General features: G+C 51.6%; 13 protein-coding genes. 12 read left to right on the top strand and 1 reads right to left on the bottom strand.

Going from position 1 to position 15052, the window contains the following annotated elements:
* Positions 1 to 2 precede the first annotated feature (2 nt).
* The 7 genes from AWM70_RS08325 (at position 3) to AWM70_RS08295 (ending at position 8377) form a co-directional block, all read left to right on the top strand.
* Entirely contained in the window at positions 3 to 512 is a 510-nt protein-coding gene (locus tag AWM70_RS08325) for a GNAT family N-acetyltransferase (protein WP_068695411.1), read from the top strand.
* 114 nt (positions 513 to 626) lie between these two features.
* Positions 627 to 1349, top strand: a complete 723-nt coding sequence (locus AWM70_RS08320) for a YebC/PmpR family DNA-binding transcriptional regulator (RefSeq protein ID WP_068700485.1) — start codon at positions 627 to 629, stop codon at positions 1347 to 1349.
* Positions 1350 to 1991: 642 nt separating this feature from the next.
* Positions 1992 to 3506 (top strand): methyl-accepting chemotaxis protein, encoded by a 1515-nt coding sequence (locus AWM70_RS08315; RefSeq protein WP_083180181.1) that lies wholly within the window; start codon positions 1992 to 1994, stop codon positions 3504 to 3506.
* A 160-nt stretch (positions 3507 to 3666) separates the two neighbouring features.
* The gene (locus tag AWM70_RS08310) at positions 3667 to 4629 is read left to right on the top strand and encodes a radical SAM protein (protein WP_083180180.1); all 963 of its coding nucleotides are present in this window, start codon (positions 3667 to 3669) and stop codon (positions 4627 to 4629) included.
* Between the two features lie 402 nt (positions 4630 to 5031).
* Positions 5032 to 6498, top strand: a complete 1467-nt coding sequence (locus AWM70_RS08305; protein ID WP_068695407.1) for an ABC transporter substrate-binding protein — start codon at positions 5032 to 5034, stop codon at positions 6496 to 6498.
* Positions 6499 to 6630: 132 nt separating this feature from the next.
* Complete coding sequence (locus AWM70_RS08300; protein WP_068700481.1) at positions 6631 to 7524, top strand: carbohydrate ABC transporter permease; 894 nt, start codon at positions 6631 to 6633, stop codon at positions 7522 to 7524.
* A 19-nt stretch (positions 7525 to 7543) separates the two neighbouring features.
* On the top strand, positions 7544 to 8377 hold the full coding sequence (locus AWM70_RS08295; protein WP_068695405.1) for a carbohydrate ABC transporter permease: 834 nt from the start codon (positions 7544 to 7546) through the stop codon (positions 8375 to 8377).
* 41 nt (positions 8378 to 8418) lie between these two features.
* Here AWM70_RS08295 and AWM70_RS08290 read toward each other — a convergent pair whose 3' ends face one another.
* Positions 8419 to 9645 (bottom strand): MDR family MFS transporter, encoded by a 1227-nt coding sequence (locus tag AWM70_RS08290; protein ID WP_068695403.1) that lies wholly within the window; start codon positions 9643 to 9645, stop codon positions 8419 to 8421.
* Positions 9646 to 9780: 135 nt separating this feature from the next.
* Here AWM70_RS08290 and AWM70_RS08285 point away from each other — a divergent pair, with 135 nt between their 5' ends.
* From AWM70_RS08285 to AWM70_RS08265, 5 genes are all read left to right on the top strand, one after another.
* Entirely contained in the window at positions 9781 to 11658 is a 1878-nt protein-coding gene (locus tag AWM70_RS08285; RefSeq protein WP_068695401.1) for an ABC transporter substrate-binding protein, read from the top strand.
* Positions 11659 to 11675: 17 nt separating this feature from the next.
* Positions 11676 to 12893, top strand: a complete 1218-nt coding sequence (locus AWM70_RS08280) for a chromate transporter (RefSeq protein WP_068700479.1) — start codon at positions 11676 to 11678, stop codon at positions 12891 to 12893.
* Between the two features lie 93 nt (positions 12894 to 12986).
* Positions 12987 to 13265, top strand: a complete 279-nt coding sequence (locus AWM70_RS08275; protein WP_237167866.1) for a 3-hydroxyacyl-CoA dehydrogenase — start codon at positions 12987 to 12989, stop codon at positions 13263 to 13265.
* 332 nt (positions 13266 to 13597) lie between these two features.
* On the top strand, positions 13598 to 14365 hold the full coding sequence (locus tag AWM70_RS08270; RefSeq protein WP_068695399.1) for a DUF3891 family protein: 768 nt from the start codon (positions 13598 to 13600) through the stop codon (positions 14363 to 14365).
* Positions 14366 to 14447: 82 nt separating this feature from the next.
* Positions 14448 to 14969 (top strand): hypothetical protein, encoded by a 522-nt coding sequence (locus tag AWM70_RS08265; protein ID WP_068695397.1) that lies wholly within the window; start codon positions 14448 to 14450, stop codon positions 14967 to 14969.
* The last annotated feature ends 83 nt before the right edge of the window (positions 14970 to 15052 follow it).

Raw genomic sequence — 15052 nt, 5'->3', positions numbered from 1 at the left:
CTATGAAAATCGTGTTGGAACCAGTTGCAGCCGGCCAATCCGGAATTCTGCACAACCTGATGCAGTTTTATTTTTATGATTTTACGGCCTATCTGGATATTCAGGTGGAAGATAACGGCAAATTCCAGCCTTATCCGGGACTTGAGAAATATTATAACGGCGCGGATGCCCAATACGAAGCCTTCCTGTTCCGTTACGGCGAGCATTTGGCCGGGTTTGCTTTGGTCGATCATCCGCCGATGCATCCGGACGGGGAGCATTATATGGCCGAGTTCTTTGTCTTAAAAAGATTCCGCCGCCAAGGCATCGGCCGCAGCGCCGCCTGGGCGCTCTTTGACCGTTACCCGGGCCGCTGGTTCATCTCCCAGCTCCAGGCGAACACCAGGGCCCAGTCCTTCTGGCGTTCAACGGTGTCTGCCTATACGTCCGGCCATTACCGGGAGAAAGTGAAGCAGGGCAGCGGGAATACGGTCCAGTTCTTCGAGGCGGAGGGCAGCCATAACCCGCGATAGGCACGCCTCCATTTGGACTTGTTCAAAGGACGGCAAAAGGGATATAATGAACAAGGTATATTTGTACTTAAAAGCAAGATTATATCATTTCAAGACGAGAAAGTGGGATTGGTAATGGGTCGTAAGTGGAATAATATTAAAGAGAAGAAAGCTTCTAAAGACGCAAATACAAGCCGGGTTTATGCCAAATTCGGCGTTGAAATTTACGTAGCCGCCAAGAAAGGCGAGCCGGACCCGGAATCCAACCGTGCTCTGAAGGTCGTATTGGAGCGTGCCAAAACCTATAACGTGCCAAAAGCGATCATCGATCGCGCGCTGGATAAAGCGAAGGGCAGCGGAGACGAAACTTATGTCGAGCTGCGTTATGAAGGTTTTGGACCAAGCGGCTCGATGATTATCGTGGACGCTTTGACCAACAATGTGAACCGCACCGCACCTGAAGTTCGTTCCGCTTTCAACAAAAACGGCGGGAATATGGGCGTCAGCGGCTCTGTATCCTATATGTTCGATCCGACTGCAGTAATTGGCCTTGAAGGCAAAACGGCAGACGAAGTGATGGAAATCCTGATCGAAGGCGATGTGGATGTGCGCGACGTTCTGGAAGAAGATGAAGCGGTGATCGTTTATGCGGAACCGGATCAATTCCATGCCGTTCAAGAAGCGCTCAAAAACGCCGGTGTTGCCGAGTTTACAGTAGCCGAGCTGTCGATGATTCCGCAAACCTATGTAACCCTGGAAGGAGATGCGGTCGCCCAATTCGAGAAGCTGATCGATGCGCTTGAGGATTTGGAAGACGTGCAGCAGGTTTATCACAACGTTGATTTTGGCGACGAATAAAATAAGAAAAGCTCCAAACGGATGAGATTACGGATGAGATGGGCTGCACATAGCCGGTCTTGTCCGTTTTTTTATTTAAAGAGGGCATCGAGATCAGGAGGAAGGGAGTTGTGTTTGTACTCTATAAGTTAACATAATATATATTATTTAACCTTATAAACAAACTTAGAGAACCAACCCTTTTTGAAGCTTAAAATCCACAAATCCGCAATAAACGCCCTTATTTGCTTCATTTAGAAGCTGTCCTTCCTAGGCTGACAACCCTAAACCAATTCCGGTCAAATACCGACAAAACTTCTCTTAATTCCCTCTTATTATAATATTACAACATATGAAAAATTCACAATAACAAACCAAACGAACCTAGCTTCTACTCACAAATCTTCTACTTTAGTCGCTTTACTGGTTAAAAGGAGCCTAGTGCAGAGTTTCCAATAATTAAATTATGTAAACTAATTGTTTGTTCAGTTATTCCGATGAAAGCTTAGCGCTAAAACTTTAATGCTTTATTGTAGAAAATAGAAGGAAACTATTTCCTCTTGCTCTCTCAACTGCTATACTGTGAGGAAATATAACATGTAAGCAAATAGACCTACAGAATAGGGCTATCCTCACATTTAACAGAGAGTAGGGGGAATCATCATGAAGTTTCGCCGCAGCTTGATCTGGTTTGCCGTTGTTTTAGCCGTCTTGTTTGTTTATTGCTTGTTTATTGACATGTTTTGGGGGCACAAGGTTATCCTGGGCGCTGTTTTGCTGCTGACAGCCGGCGGACTGCTGTACAGTGAGCGGGGGCTGAAGAGCCTTAGACACGATTTGACCCGTTCAAGAGAAGAAATTAAACAATTAGGGAACGAAATTTATGTCACGGCCGACCGGCTGCACGGCGCTTTGGAGGAAATCAGCAGGCATACCGATGGGCTTCAGCAGACAGCCGATTACTCTCACGCTTATGAAATGGAATTGAGGCAGCGAAGTTATGAAGCCAAAGCCAATATGGAAGAGTCTTTCTACAAAATGAAAGAAGCTGCCGCTGCTACCGAACAGATTTCGGAGCTTACGGACCGGCTTGGCGGAAATATGCAGGATACCAGCCGCGGGGTTGGCGAGATGCTGGAATCAATACATAATACCCGTTCGGTTATGGACCAGCTGGAGCAGCAGGGCAGTCAAATGCGCCAGAAATTCGGACAGCTGAACGAACAAATCTCCAAGGTTGAGCAGATCAACGCTTTGATTAACGGTATTGTTGAAGAGACTTCGCTGCTGGCCTTAAATGCTTCGATTGAAGCGGCCAGGGCCGGGGAGGAGGGCAGAGGATTTGCGGTTGTAGCAGGCCGCATTCGGAAGCTTGCCGACCAAAGCAAGGATTCAGTGGAACAGTCGACTTCGCTATTAAGAGAGCTGACCACCCAAGTGAAAGAAGTGGCTGATTCCGTGAAGAAAGAGCAATCCGCCGTCAAACTCGGCGTTAAGGACGTAGAAGCCATTCACAACCGGCTAGAAACAGTGGCAGAGCGGGTGAAAGAAGTAGAGGGCGTTGTCACTGAGACCTTAAGCGCGGCGGAGAGCCAGAACCGTCTGATCGAACAAACGTCGGGTAAATTGAATGACGCGGTTCAGATTGTGAACGAAACGATCAGCAACGTGGATTTGACGCTGGAACAGGTGACCAAACAGCGGGAGCAGATCAACCAGCTGAATGAAGTCAGCGAGAACCTGCTGAAAGAATCGGAAGCACTGCACCAATCCGTACTGGAAATCGCAGGAACAACCGAGGCGGGAGAAACTTTATATGCAGGCAAGCTGCAGGAGATGCAGGCTATTCTTGAAACGATAGCAGCCAATGAGAAGCTCTGGGTTCTAGATCCGGAGCAGCATCAAGCAGTATTAACTTCTTATCTGTCCCGAACAGAAGATATCCAGGCCATTTGGTCCAATCATACGGACGGGACGTTTATTTTCTCCGAGCCTGCGGCAGGACTGCTCAATGCCAGACGCCGGGACTGGTGGATCGGTGCGATGGAACAGGGAGCTTTTGTCTCCAGGCCTTATGTCTCTGCTATCACGAAACGGTCCTGTATTACGCTGTCCAAGGCCATCGTGAATGGGCAAGGGGAAACGGTTGGAGTAGTTGGGCTGGATTTGGCCGTGTAAGGTTCTGCCTGAATGAATTTAGAAAACCCGAAGCATAGCTTCGGGTTATTCTATGGGTTCGGGAAATAGGTCACAGGCGAAAGGCGTTAGGCCAGGTATACTTTGATAGATTAAGCCCAACTTGCCATGCAAGGCTTATCTACAAAGGAGGCTACATAACGTGACTTATAAAGCTTTGGAGCTTGAGCAGCCGGATCGGTTTGCGCTTGAAGGACTGGAGGTCGGCATCACCTCCAATTGCAATTTCCGCTGCGACTATTGCTGTGCGTATCAAAGAAACGATGGAGAAGCGATCCATGCCAAATCCGTGATCCGGGTGCTGGAGGAGGTCCCGACGCTTAAGCGGGTACGCCTTTCCGGCGGCGAAGTGACGCTGAAATATGACGATTGCCTGGAGGTTGTCCGCTACTGTTCTTCACGCGGCATTCACACGCAGCTGAACTCAAACGGCAGCCTGCTGAATCCGCGGCGGATCGCTGCTTTATCGGACGCCGGTCTGACAAGCATCCATATGTCCTTTAATTTTACGAATGCCGAAGCGTTCTCGGCCTATTACGGCATTCACCCGTCCGTTTACAAAAAAATTCGTGAGAATATCCTTCGGTTCGCCCAGGATTCGGCTGTGGATACCGTACTGGAGACGCTGCTGTTCGAAGAAACGCAGGATAAGATGCGCGCTATCCATGAGGATGTCTACAGCCTGGGAGTCCGGATTCATGAAATCCAGAACAGTATTGTCATGAATCATACCGGCTGGCGGGCGATTGCGGCCAGAGACCGGCTTCAGCAGGCCGTGCAAGAGCTGATTGACATGAAACAGGACGATATGACGCTTTATTTTACCTGTATGGACCGGTTTATGGACAAGCTGGGGTTTAAGGAAGCGCCGGGGGTTTATTTTCCTAACTGTATTGAAGGGAAGAAACAGCTCCACCTCCATGGCAACGGGGATCTGCTGATCTCCGAGTTATGTTATCCGGTCAAGATCGGCAATGTTTACAAAGGCACTTCTTTAGCCCGGCTGTATGAGGAGGACTACATGCCAGCCCCTCTGGCAGATTTTCTGAAGAAGCAGCCGTGTCCGGCCCTGACCGCTTTATTTCCGGAGGATCAGACGGTTTAACAGCCCTTTTTGTAACGGACAGCACGGAATATCAAAACCCAGCAGCCATTTCATTGTTAGATGGAGACAGGGATAAGGACAGGAAATCAAGGAACTGAAATCACCGATGTCGGCTAATTCCAGGTACCCCGATCAGATGGTCAAGCATTTTTATTCCGAGCAGGGGTTAAAATGGTGTGACGTAAAAATTGAACCCGCATCCGCCTGCTGCAGATGCCTTTAAGCCGTCGCTTCCTCCGAAGCGGCGGTTTTCTTTATATCCTCCGCAGGAATCCGGAACGAAGCGGCCTCTGTGTTCAAGAAAAATTCGAATAATCCAAGCATAAGCCCAATAGGATGTATTACCACAAAAAGAATACGCTTTCAGAATACAGCGGATTCAATCCAAGGGGAGGCAGACCAATGTCAGCCAGAACAAGAAAACTAGGGTTTCTGACGGCCAGTATGTTAACAATCGCCTTACTATTTAGCGGCTGCTCAAGTGGTAATAGCGGCGGCAGCGCGAACGGGGAGCAGGCAGGCCAGTCGGCCAATGCAGGAGGAGGAAGCACAAACAGCGGCACGGATACGGGCGGTGGAAGCAGCAATGGGGGAAGCGCAGCCAAAACGGTTCTGACCTTAACCTACCGGGATGACGGAATCGGGGAGAACGGGGCTTTCTATAAATGGATTCAGGAAATGGCCGCTGCTTATCCGAATAAAAATGTCGAAGTCAAACCTACGCCGATTCAGGCCTCGGAAGGTGATTATTTTGCCAAAGTCGCTTTGGCTCTGAAATCCAAAGATACTGCCCCGGACATCGTTACGGAGGATACGTTTATCCTCAACTCCGATGCCAGCGCAGGCTTTCTTGAGCCGATCGACGATCAGGTGAACGCTTGGGAGGACTGGACCAACGGATCGTTTATCGAAGCGATGAAAAAAGGCGTAACGGCCAGTGACGGCAAGGTGTACGGCGTTCCTTACAATACAGATTCCCGCGGGCTGTGGTACAACAAAGAGCTGTTCAAGCAGGTCGGATTGCCGGAGGACTGGCAGCCGAAGACCTGGGATGAAGTGCTGGATGCAGCCCGGACCTTAAAAGAGAAGGCCGGCAAAGACGTTGTGCCGTTCTGGATGAATATGGGCAAAGCGACGGGCGAAGCCACCTCCATGCAGACCTATGAAATGCTGCTGTATGGAACAGGGGAACGTCTCATTGACGACGCCACCGGCAAATGGACGGTGAAAAGCCAGGGCATTCTGGATTCCTTGAATTTCATTCAGACGATCAATAAGGAGAAGCTGGGTCCGCCTTTGTCCAAAGTGCTGAACGGGCAGGCCGGCAATACGGCAACCCGTGAATACATGCCAAAAGGCAAACTGGGCATTCTGCTCGACGGCTCCTGGATTACCGGCAACTATATCGAAGGCGGAGCCGCCCCTTGGCCGGAATATAAAGACGTGCTCGGATTCGCGCCAATGCCGACTAGCAAAGGGCAAGAGCCTGGCAGCATCACGCTTGCCGGCGGATGGGCTTTGTCCCTGCCGAAGAACGGCCAGCACAAGGAAGAGGCTTGGGATTTCATTAAGTTCGCGCTGAACAAAGAGAATTCCAAGAAGCTGGTCATCGGGCTCGGCAACATTACGGTCCGCGCCGATGTGGCCAAAGATCCGGAATACACGTCCATGCCGTTTAATGAAATTGCGACAGAGTACCTGAATAATGCGGAATTCAGACCGGCTAACGACAAGTATCCGGAGGTTTCCACACAAATTCAGACGATGGTAGAGTCGGTAGCTACCGGCACTGCTCCTGATGTGGCTATGAACAAATACGCGCAGGATGTTACCCGCATCGTAGGGGCAGACCATGTGCAGGAGAAATAAGCGAAACTGAGTGTTCAGTGATAGCTGGACCGGAAGTTTTCCCTTGCCAGGTTGAACGATCGGGCGGGGGAAAGCTCCGGAACCCAGCTTGTGCTTGACGAAACATACGAAACAAGAGAGGTGACAAAATACATGAACAGTTCAGCCGCTTTACCTTTGGCCCACAAGAAAAAACGGTCATATGCCTGGATTTATTTCCTGCTGCCGTCCATTGCGGTGATGCTGGTCTTTTTTATTTATCCGATCCTCTTAACCTTTTATTATTCATTTACCAATTTGGCGCTGACCGGCGAAGCCGCGAAGGAGCTTAAATTCATAGGGTTGGACAACTACGTTCGAATGTTCCAGGACCCGTCTGTGCGGGTCAGCATCTGGAATACGCTCGTGTTCCTGATCGGCTCTGCCGTGATCGGGCAGCAGGTGCTCGGCTTTGTTATAGCGCTGCTGATGAAACATAAGAACCGGCTGTTCCGCCGAGTGATCGGTACAATCGTACTGGCGGGCTGGGTGACGCCGGAGATTGTCTGCGCGCTGTGCTTGTACAGCTTTTTCGGGGATGAAGGGACTTTAAATGCGATTATAGGTTTCCTGGGCATTCCTGATGTAGCCTGGCTGTATACCGTGCCGATGTTGACGGTCATTCTGGCCAACATATGGCACGGAACGGCTTTTTCCATGCTGGTGTTTCAGGCCGCGCTTGATGATGTGCCGAACGAAATTGAGGAAGCAGCCGTCGTGGACGGAGCTTCAAGGATGCAAATTTTGCTTCGTATCACCATTCCGTACATCAAACAAACCATCACAACCAACATGATGCTGGTCACGCTCCAGACGCTGGGCGTGTTCGGGCTGATCTACGCCATGACTGGCGGCGGTCCGGGTACAGCAACAACTACGCTGCCGATTTTTATGTACAACCAGGCGTTCGTCAACTACCAGCTGGGCTATGGAACAGCTATTTCCCTGCTTCTGCTGCTGCTCGGCATCGTACTCAGCTTGTTCTATATCCGCTCCATGAAAGAATAACCGGGAAAGGAGAACGCCAATGAACGGACAACAACGCAAGTGGGTTTACCGGATTCTGCCGTATGCCATTTTGGCTGTTATCGGTCTTTGTTTTCTGCTGCCGCTGCTATGGGTGCTGGTGGCTTCGATCGATCCGAATGCGATGCAGTCGCTGAAAATGCCGGCCCGGTTCACCGGGGCAAATTATTCGGAAGTGATCACCAGCCAGGAGAATCAGCGCGCATTCGCGATCGGATTGTTGATGTCGCTGGGCCAAGCCTTGATCGTCGTTATTCTGTCGCTGCTGGCGGCGTATCCTTTGTCCCGGTATCAGCTTAAATATAAGAAACCGTTTATGCTGACCATTCTGTTCATGACCTCGCTGCCGATTACGGCCGTAATGGTCCCCGTCTACCAGCTGTTTCTCGGGCTGAAGCTGTATAACAACGTGTTTGGCGTTGTGCTGTTCTTCGTAGCTTCTTCAATGCCTTACGGCATCTGGATGATCAAGAACTTTATGGATTCCGTGCCAAATGATCTGGAGGAGGCGGCCTGGGTGGACGGAGCGTCCGTCTTTACGGGCATCCGCAAAGTGGTGGCGCCGCTGATGGTACCGGGGATATGTACGGTGGCGATTTTTACGTTCTCCGGCAGCTGGGGCAACTTCTTTGTTCCTTACATCCTGCTGAATTCACCGGAGAAGTTCCCAGCTTCGCTGAAGCTGTACCAGTTCTTCGGGCAATACGGTATGGCCGATTATGGCCAGCTGGCGGCTTTCTCAGTCCTGTATGCGCTGCCTTCGGTGCTGCTTTATATCCTGTCCCAACAGTTCATGTCCAAAGGGTTTGGGCTGCAGGGAGGAACAAAAGGTTAAGCGGACCCTTGCTTATGGGGAAAAAGAAAACAGACACCCGCTCAAGCAGCAGGTGTCTGTTCGTGTTGTTCACGCCGCGTAAGCCGGCGGTGTGCGGTCAGCAGCAGCGGCAGACCAAACGCAGTCGTCAGTGCAAGCGGCGCGAAGACCAGCAGGCCGTGGGCGGCGCCGGCTCCGTCCAGCAGCAGGCCGCCGAGGATAGGCGCCAGCACGCTGCCGATGTTGTTGAAGCCGATCGTTCCGAAATAAGTGCCGCGCCATTTCGGCTTCGCGATCCGGTCGATCAACACGTCCATCATCGTAAACATCAGCACTTCGCCGATGGTGAAGACAATCACGCCGAGCAGCAGCATCAGCATATGGCCGGCCAAGCCGAAGATCAGCATGCTGCCTGCGACGCAGAGGTTCCCGGCCAGCAGCGGAACTACCGGCGGAAACCGGCTGGCCGTCTTCACAATGGGATACTGGAGTACAAGCACAGTAACCGCGTTGAGCGACAGCATGTAGGAGAACAGCCGGCTGCCGTTCTCGAACAGAGGACTCATGGCTACGTATTGAGCCAGTGTAGAACTGAAATGCCCGTAACCGAGCACGCAGAAAATGGTGCCGAGCAGGATCGGCAGAAACACTTTGTCCTGACTGGTTGTTTTCAGTGCCTCAAGCATATGCGGGGAGCCGCTTCGCTCCGGCGCCGAACCATGCAACGGATGGATGCGGAACTGGAGCCCGATAATGAGACCATACACGACATAAATCAGTCCGGCAATGACAAATGGGTAGGTGGAGCGGGACGAACCAAGGGCGAGCCCAATCAGCGGACCAAACACAACGCCAAGGTTCACGGCAAAATAACGCATATTGAATACAAGCAGCTTGCGTTCCTTGGGGGTGACGTCTGACAGCAGCGCCCTTGAAGCCGGTTCAAACACCGACTTGCACAGCCCATTCAGCGTATTGACGATGAAGAAAACCCAGATGTCCCGCGCGGCCGCAAAGCCGAAAAAGACACAGGCCCAGCCGAACACGGTGATCAGCATCACTTTCTTGCGTCCGATCCGGTCGGAGACATATCCGCCGTAGAAGCTGACCAGCACGCCGGCCAGCGAGCTGACTGCTACGGTCAGGCCGGTTTCTGTCGAAGAGGCGCCAAGCACCTGCGTTAAATAAATGGATAAAAAAGGGATGCTCATGGACGTTACGAGCCGGCCGAACATCGTGCCAATCACGATCGTCCAGGCCAAGGGATGGATTTGCCGAAAAGTATTCATGGTGCTTCTCCTTCTCATGTTTATCTTATATAATTGTATCTAATAAAAGGGGAAGTAAAAGTGCAAAGGGTAAATAATGTTTTTCACCTTTTAAGGGTGTCATGATTGATCTGGATGCAGAAGGAGTTTGATCGAATGGAGCCGTATGAAGAGCATTTTATCAAAATCGCCGGTCACCTGGGCAAAGAGCTGGAATACAAGCCGGAAATGACAGACCTGTTCAGGGTAGAGCTTAACACCAAACCCGAGTCTTCGGCGTATGCCGGGCCGCTTCCTGTAACGATAGAGCAGCTCTCGGAGTTCTTAAACTGTACCCCTAGGAATGTAAAAATCATTCTGCGTCGTTTAGAGGAGCTCGGCTATATCCGCTGGGAGGCTGGCCGGGGAAGAGGGCATAAATCAAAAATTCAATTCATCCGCAGCCGTCATAACGTGATTGCCGAAGCTTTCCGAAGAGAACTGGGCAAAGGACATATCAAAGAAGCGATCGACCTTCTGGGAAGACCCGAAATCTGCGACAGGCAGAAAGAGGAGCTGTGGGGAGCGCTCAATGCGGAAATGGGCATCAGCAGTCACACCAGTGCCGCCGGCGGAACGGATATGATGCAGATGATCCGTTACCGGGCTCCGGGCAGTTTTGACCCGGCGTTTGTTTATACGGCTTTTGAGGCCTATATACTGGGCCAAGTCTGCAGCACGCTTGTCCGTTATGAGCGAAATGAGGAGGATCCTTTCAAGGAGACAAGCTTTCAGCCTGAATTAGCTCATTTATGGGAAACGAATGAGGATTTCACGCGGTGGACGTTTTATTTGCGGAAAGGCGTGAGGTTCCATCATGGGAAGACGTTGACCGCCAGAGATGTCCAATTTACCGTGGAGCGGCTTGAAGCTTTGGAAAGTCCCGGGTTATGGCCGTTCCAAGATCTGGATCGGCTGGAGGTTAACGGGGATTATGCTTTAAGTTTTATCTTTCGCCGCCCTAACCGGTTTATGCTGCATATCGTCGGCAGCTTTCCGCTCAGCATTTTGCCGGAAGGCACAGACCCTCGGGAACGCCTGGTTGGAACGGGACCGTTCTCCATCGGCAGCCTGACGCCGGATAACCTGCGGCTTACTGCCTTTGACGGTTATTACGGTTATCGTCCGCTGCTGGATGAAGTGAGGATCTGGTTTTTCCCGGAGATGGCCTCCAGTGAACGCCATTATCAGGTAAGCTCGGCGGGCAATCCTGAAGAGCTCTTGTCGCGGCCGCTGCCAACGGGCATCTGTCCGGAGTACCGCGCGGCTGGATGTAAATATGTGCTGTTCAACTTCCGGAAAAAAGGTCCTCAGCATCTCGACGGCTTCCGTGAGGTTTTACGCTGGGTTTATAATCCTGAGGTATTATGGGAGGAGCTAGGCGGCAATCGCCTTGCTCCCGCTTCAAGCTTCCTGCCCTGGAAGAGCAAAACCGGGGAGCATGGTGCTCGCCCGGTTTCCGTGGAGGAAGTGAAGCAACGGCTTGAAACCAGCGGTTATGATGGGCAAGAGCTGGTATTGGCTTTCAAAAGTATTATGAAAGAGGAAGAAGAGGAGGCGGAATGGATTCGCCGGCGCTGCGAAAGCCTGGGCATCCGGATTTCTCTTGCTCCGTATAAGGAAGTCGATTTCGAGTCGATGCGGGATGCCGCCGATCTGGTTCTGGCAGAGGAGGCGCTCGAGGAGGATTGGGAATGGGGGCTGATCAACCTGTTCCTGAGCAGCTATGGGTCAATCCAATTCTTCTTGGACACAGAGCAGTCAACCAGGATTAAAGGAGTGCTGGAGGGTTATATGGAGCATAGTCAAGAAGAACGGCATTTCATGCTGGATCAGGCCGAACAGCTCCTAAAAGATCAAAACTGGCTGCTTTACGGCTGTCATATGAACAAAAAGGCTTTTTATGATCAGGATTTGCAGGGGCTCCAGACCACCAGCTTCGGATTTCTGGATTTCTCGAAATTATGGATTAAATCTCCGGGAGGCAAACGTTAGTGATATCCAAGCAGAGAATGGTAGAAGAGCATGAACGGGATCAGGGGGAGGACAGGCCAAGCGGGAAGCTGGCTGCCTTAAACGAAATTTGGAGGGTTTCATTCAAGCTGGGGTTGACCTCCTTTGGCGGTCCGATTGCCCATTTGGGATATTTCCATCACGAATATGTCCGGCAGCGGAAATGGCTCGACGAACGGAATTATGCCGATCTGATCGCTTTATGCCAGCTGCTGCCGGGTCCAGCGAGCAGCCAGGCCGGGATTGGCATCGGCATTCTCCGCGCGGGGCTGCTTGGTGGTCTGGTCGCTTGGCTGGGCTTCACGCTGCCTTCGGTGGTCATGCTTGTCCTGTTTGCTTATCTGCTTAAAGGGATTGGGCTAAGTGATGCGGGATGGATTCATGGACTAAAGATTGTGGCTGTCGTCATCGTTCTTCAGGCCGTGCTGAGCATGGGTCAGAAGCTGGCCAATGACCGCAATAAAGCGACTATAGCCGTGCTTGCGCTCGCCGTGACCCTGGTTTGGCAGACAGCCGTCAGCCAGGTGCTGCTTATGATCGCCGCTGCGGGGATCGGTGTTCTGTGGTTCCGGAAGGAGGCGACGGCAGCTCCAACCGAGCTTTCAGTCCCGCTCAGCCGCAGAGCGGCCTTCATAAGTTTGGTTATATTTCTGGTTCTCTTGGTGGGCCTTCCGCTGCTGAGGGAATCGTCGGGCAATCTTTGGCTGGCTATGTTCGACAGCTTCTACAGGTCAGGATCGTTAGTGTTTGGCGGTGGACATGTGGTTCTGCCGCTGCTGGAAAGAGAGGTAGTTCCAAACGACTGGCTCAGCGCCGGCGAATTCCTGGCCGGATATGGTGCCGCTCAGGCGGTACCGGGTCCATTATTTACTTTTGCCGCTTATTTAGGTGCTTCGATGCTTGGAACCGCCGGGGCAGTCTGGGCCACGTTGGCGATTTTCCTTCCGGCCTTTCTGTTGGTTGCCGGGGTGCTGCCGTTCTGGAGCGGCTTGCGCAGCAATCGGAAGATGCAGGGCGCTATAATCGGCGTTAACGCTGCGGTGGTGGGGATATTGCTGGCTGCATTGTATCATCCGGTATTTACGTCGGCCATTCTAGAAGCAAATGATTTAGTGTTTGCCGCCGTATTGTTTCTGCTTCTGGTATTCTGGAAGCTGCCTCCGTGGCTGGTCGTGCTGGCCGGAGCGGCAGGGGGAGAGCTGCTGGTCCTGATTTAATCCCTCTAAATGAATAAGAAACGCCCTTCTCATGCAACCTACTTACAGACTATGGTTCCAATAAAGGTTCCAATTGAAAGGAGCGTTTACTCATTGACGAAAGATTATGATTCCAGTTTGCATGAAAACAACTCGATAGCCCGGGCCCAAATCGCTGTTAACAAACTGCATAATGCTGTTTCGCAGGCTTTGAGCCATCCTACCGAGCAGATGCTGGAGCAGGCGGAGAATCGTCTGGCCCATACGGAAGAAGCTGTAACGGAAGCTGCTGAAAGCGCGGAAGGCGGTCAAGGCGTTGATTTGGTGAATGAAGCCTTGAGTGAAGAGAAAGAACGTCTGCAGGCTGCGGAAGACACAGTTTACGGAGAGTAATGAACCAGCCAGTGGAGTGCAAGTTCCAATGACTTCACTGCGGAATAATGACGGGAATTGCGTACAATTGCATAACGGCATAACGGGGGAACGATGAACCGTTGTGACCTCCATAAAACCGCAAGAAACTAGGAGCGTCCGCAATTGGACCTCCTCTTTCTTATGTCCAAAAACTGCGTATAACATAAATTATACGCAATTTCATTTCTGAGCGATTTAAAAATCGGCTTTCGGGCCGATCTGTGTTAAAATAAACGATAAATACAACATGGAGATATCCTATTCCTGGAAATTTTACATATCTTCTATTTTATACAAAGGAGCAGCCGTTTATGATCGTTCGTGAACATGATATGGGTTTGGTGATGATCGAGCAGCACGAACATGGCAGGTTAGCCGGAGAGTTTGCCAAACAATTGAAGGCGGGCATCCTGCCCCCTGATGATCCTTATACTGACGATCTGATTACGGCCGTTTACGAGCATGACCGCGGCTGGATTGCTTTGGACAAGAAACCGCTATGGAATGAAGAGACGGGCAGGCCTTATACGTTTGTGGATTATCCGCTTGAACCCAAGCTGGAGGCTTATGAGCAGGGTTTAAATGAAGTAGAGGAAATGAGTCCTTATGCGGGTTTGATTTGCAGCCTGCATTTTGTTTCCTTTACGCAGCAGGCGCACGAAAGGCTGTGGCAGCAGTTTGTGAGGCGTGAAGAGCAGCGACAGGAACGGCTTAGGCACCAGCTTTCCATCGGGAAGGAGGACCCCGCCGTACTCCGGCACTTCCGGCTGCTCCAGCTGTGCGATGATCTTTCCTTATATATCAGCCTGAATGAACCTGGCGTAGATAAGGAAGAAGAGCATCCCTGGTTTCGGGAAGGCTTTGCGAATACCGAATTTCTAAATGCCCGGTCGGCGAAGCGGCTGACTGCCTTCTGGAAAGAGAAGGAGCGGGTGGAGGTGTTGCCGAGTCCTTTTTCCGAAGCTTTTGAAGTGACGATAACGTATAGGAAGCTGGCCAAAGAAAGAATCCGGCTGATGGGCGGAGAAACGGCTTATCGGGCTTCCACACCCCGGACAGCGAGTCTATGGATTAAATAAGGCATGGCCGGCCCGTCGCAGTTGTGGAACAAGAAAGCACAAGCTGGTGAGGACGGATGATCGTGAAGAGGAGGGGTTAACCGTGAGATGGCTTAAGAAAGCTGGCCAAACCGCAGGGGAATTTACCGGTTTAATGCTCGGCGGCAGTCTAAGAGTTGTTGGAGAGCTAACTGGAGCTAAGCTCGTCAAGGAAATAGGAGACGGGGTTGAGGCGGCCACGGCCAAGACCGGTCTTGTGCTCGGCCATGCGGCGAGCGGCGTCTGGGAGGTAGGGGCCGGAATCGCCACCCGAAACGAAGACAAGGTGGAGAACGGCATGCAGGATATGGGAGCTGCTGTGGGGACGACACTTCGCGGCGTTACCGAAGGTGTCGGTTATCTTTATGATAACGGCAAAGCGGTTGTGCAGGGCATCCGGGAGCAGGATACGGACCGGCTTAAACAAGGTGCCAGAAATTTAACCAAAGCCGCTGCGATCGGTGCTCTTGCGATTGGCGTGCTGGATCTGGTCGGCGGCACGGACGGCCCTCTTCAGACCGCAGATGCGGCTGATGCCGCGGCTGATTTGGATCTAACTGATTTGGATACAGCCATTGAGTCCTGATGGATGAATCTTACATTGTTTATAACGGAACGAGCAAAGGAGCAGAGCTGCCGGCTGGAAAGCCGGTTTTGCTTTGTTTGTAT

Source organism: Paenibacillus yonginensis, from assembly GCF_001685395.1.
GTDB classification, from domain to species: domain Bacteria; phylum Bacillota; class Bacilli; order Paenibacillales; family Paenibacillaceae; genus Fontibacillus; species Fontibacillus yonginensis.
This window is presented reverse-complemented; position numbering and strand designations above follow the sequence as displayed.

Excerpts from the sequence above, each read along its gene's own strand:
- AWM70_RS08325 (WP_068695411.1), top strand. The coding sequence starts at position 3 with ATGAAAATCGTGTTGGAACCAGTTGCAGCCGGCCAATCCGGAATTCTG.
- AWM70_RS08320 (WP_068700485.1), top strand. The coding sequence starts at position 627 with ATGGGTCGTAAGTGGAATAATATTAAAGAGAAGAAAGCTTCTAAAGAC.
- AWM70_RS08315 (WP_083180181.1), top strand. The coding sequence starts at position 1,992 with ATGAAGTTTCGCCGCAGCTTGATCTGGTTTGCCGTTGTTTTAGCCGTC.
- AWM70_RS08305 (WP_068695407.1), top strand. The coding sequence starts at position 5,032 with ATGTCAGCCAGAACAAGAAAACTAGGGTTTCTGACGGCCAGTATGTTA.
- AWM70_RS08300 (WP_068700481.1), top strand. The coding sequence starts at position 6,631 with ATGAACAGTTCAGCCGCTTTACCTTTGGCCCACAAGAAAAAACGGTCA.
- AWM70_RS08295 (WP_068695405.1), top strand. The coding sequence starts at position 7,544 with ATGAACGGACAACAACGCAAGTGGGTTTACCGGATTCTGCCGTATGCC.
- AWM70_RS08290 (WP_068695403.1), bottom strand. The coding sequence starts at position 9,645 with ATGAATACTTTTCGGCAAATCCATCCCTTGGCCTGGACGATCGTGATT.
- AWM70_RS08285 (WP_068695401.1), top strand. The coding sequence starts at position 9,781 with ATGGAGCCGTATGAAGAGCATTTTATCAAAATCGCCGGTCACCTGGGC.
- AWM70_RS08280 (WP_068700479.1), top strand. The coding sequence starts at position 11,676 with ATGGTAGAAGAGCATGAACGGGATCAGGGGGAGGACAGGCCAAGCGGG.
- AWM70_RS08270 (WP_068695399.1), top strand. The coding sequence starts at position 13,598 with ATGATCGTTCGTGAACATGATATGGGTTTGGTGATGATCGAGCAGCAC.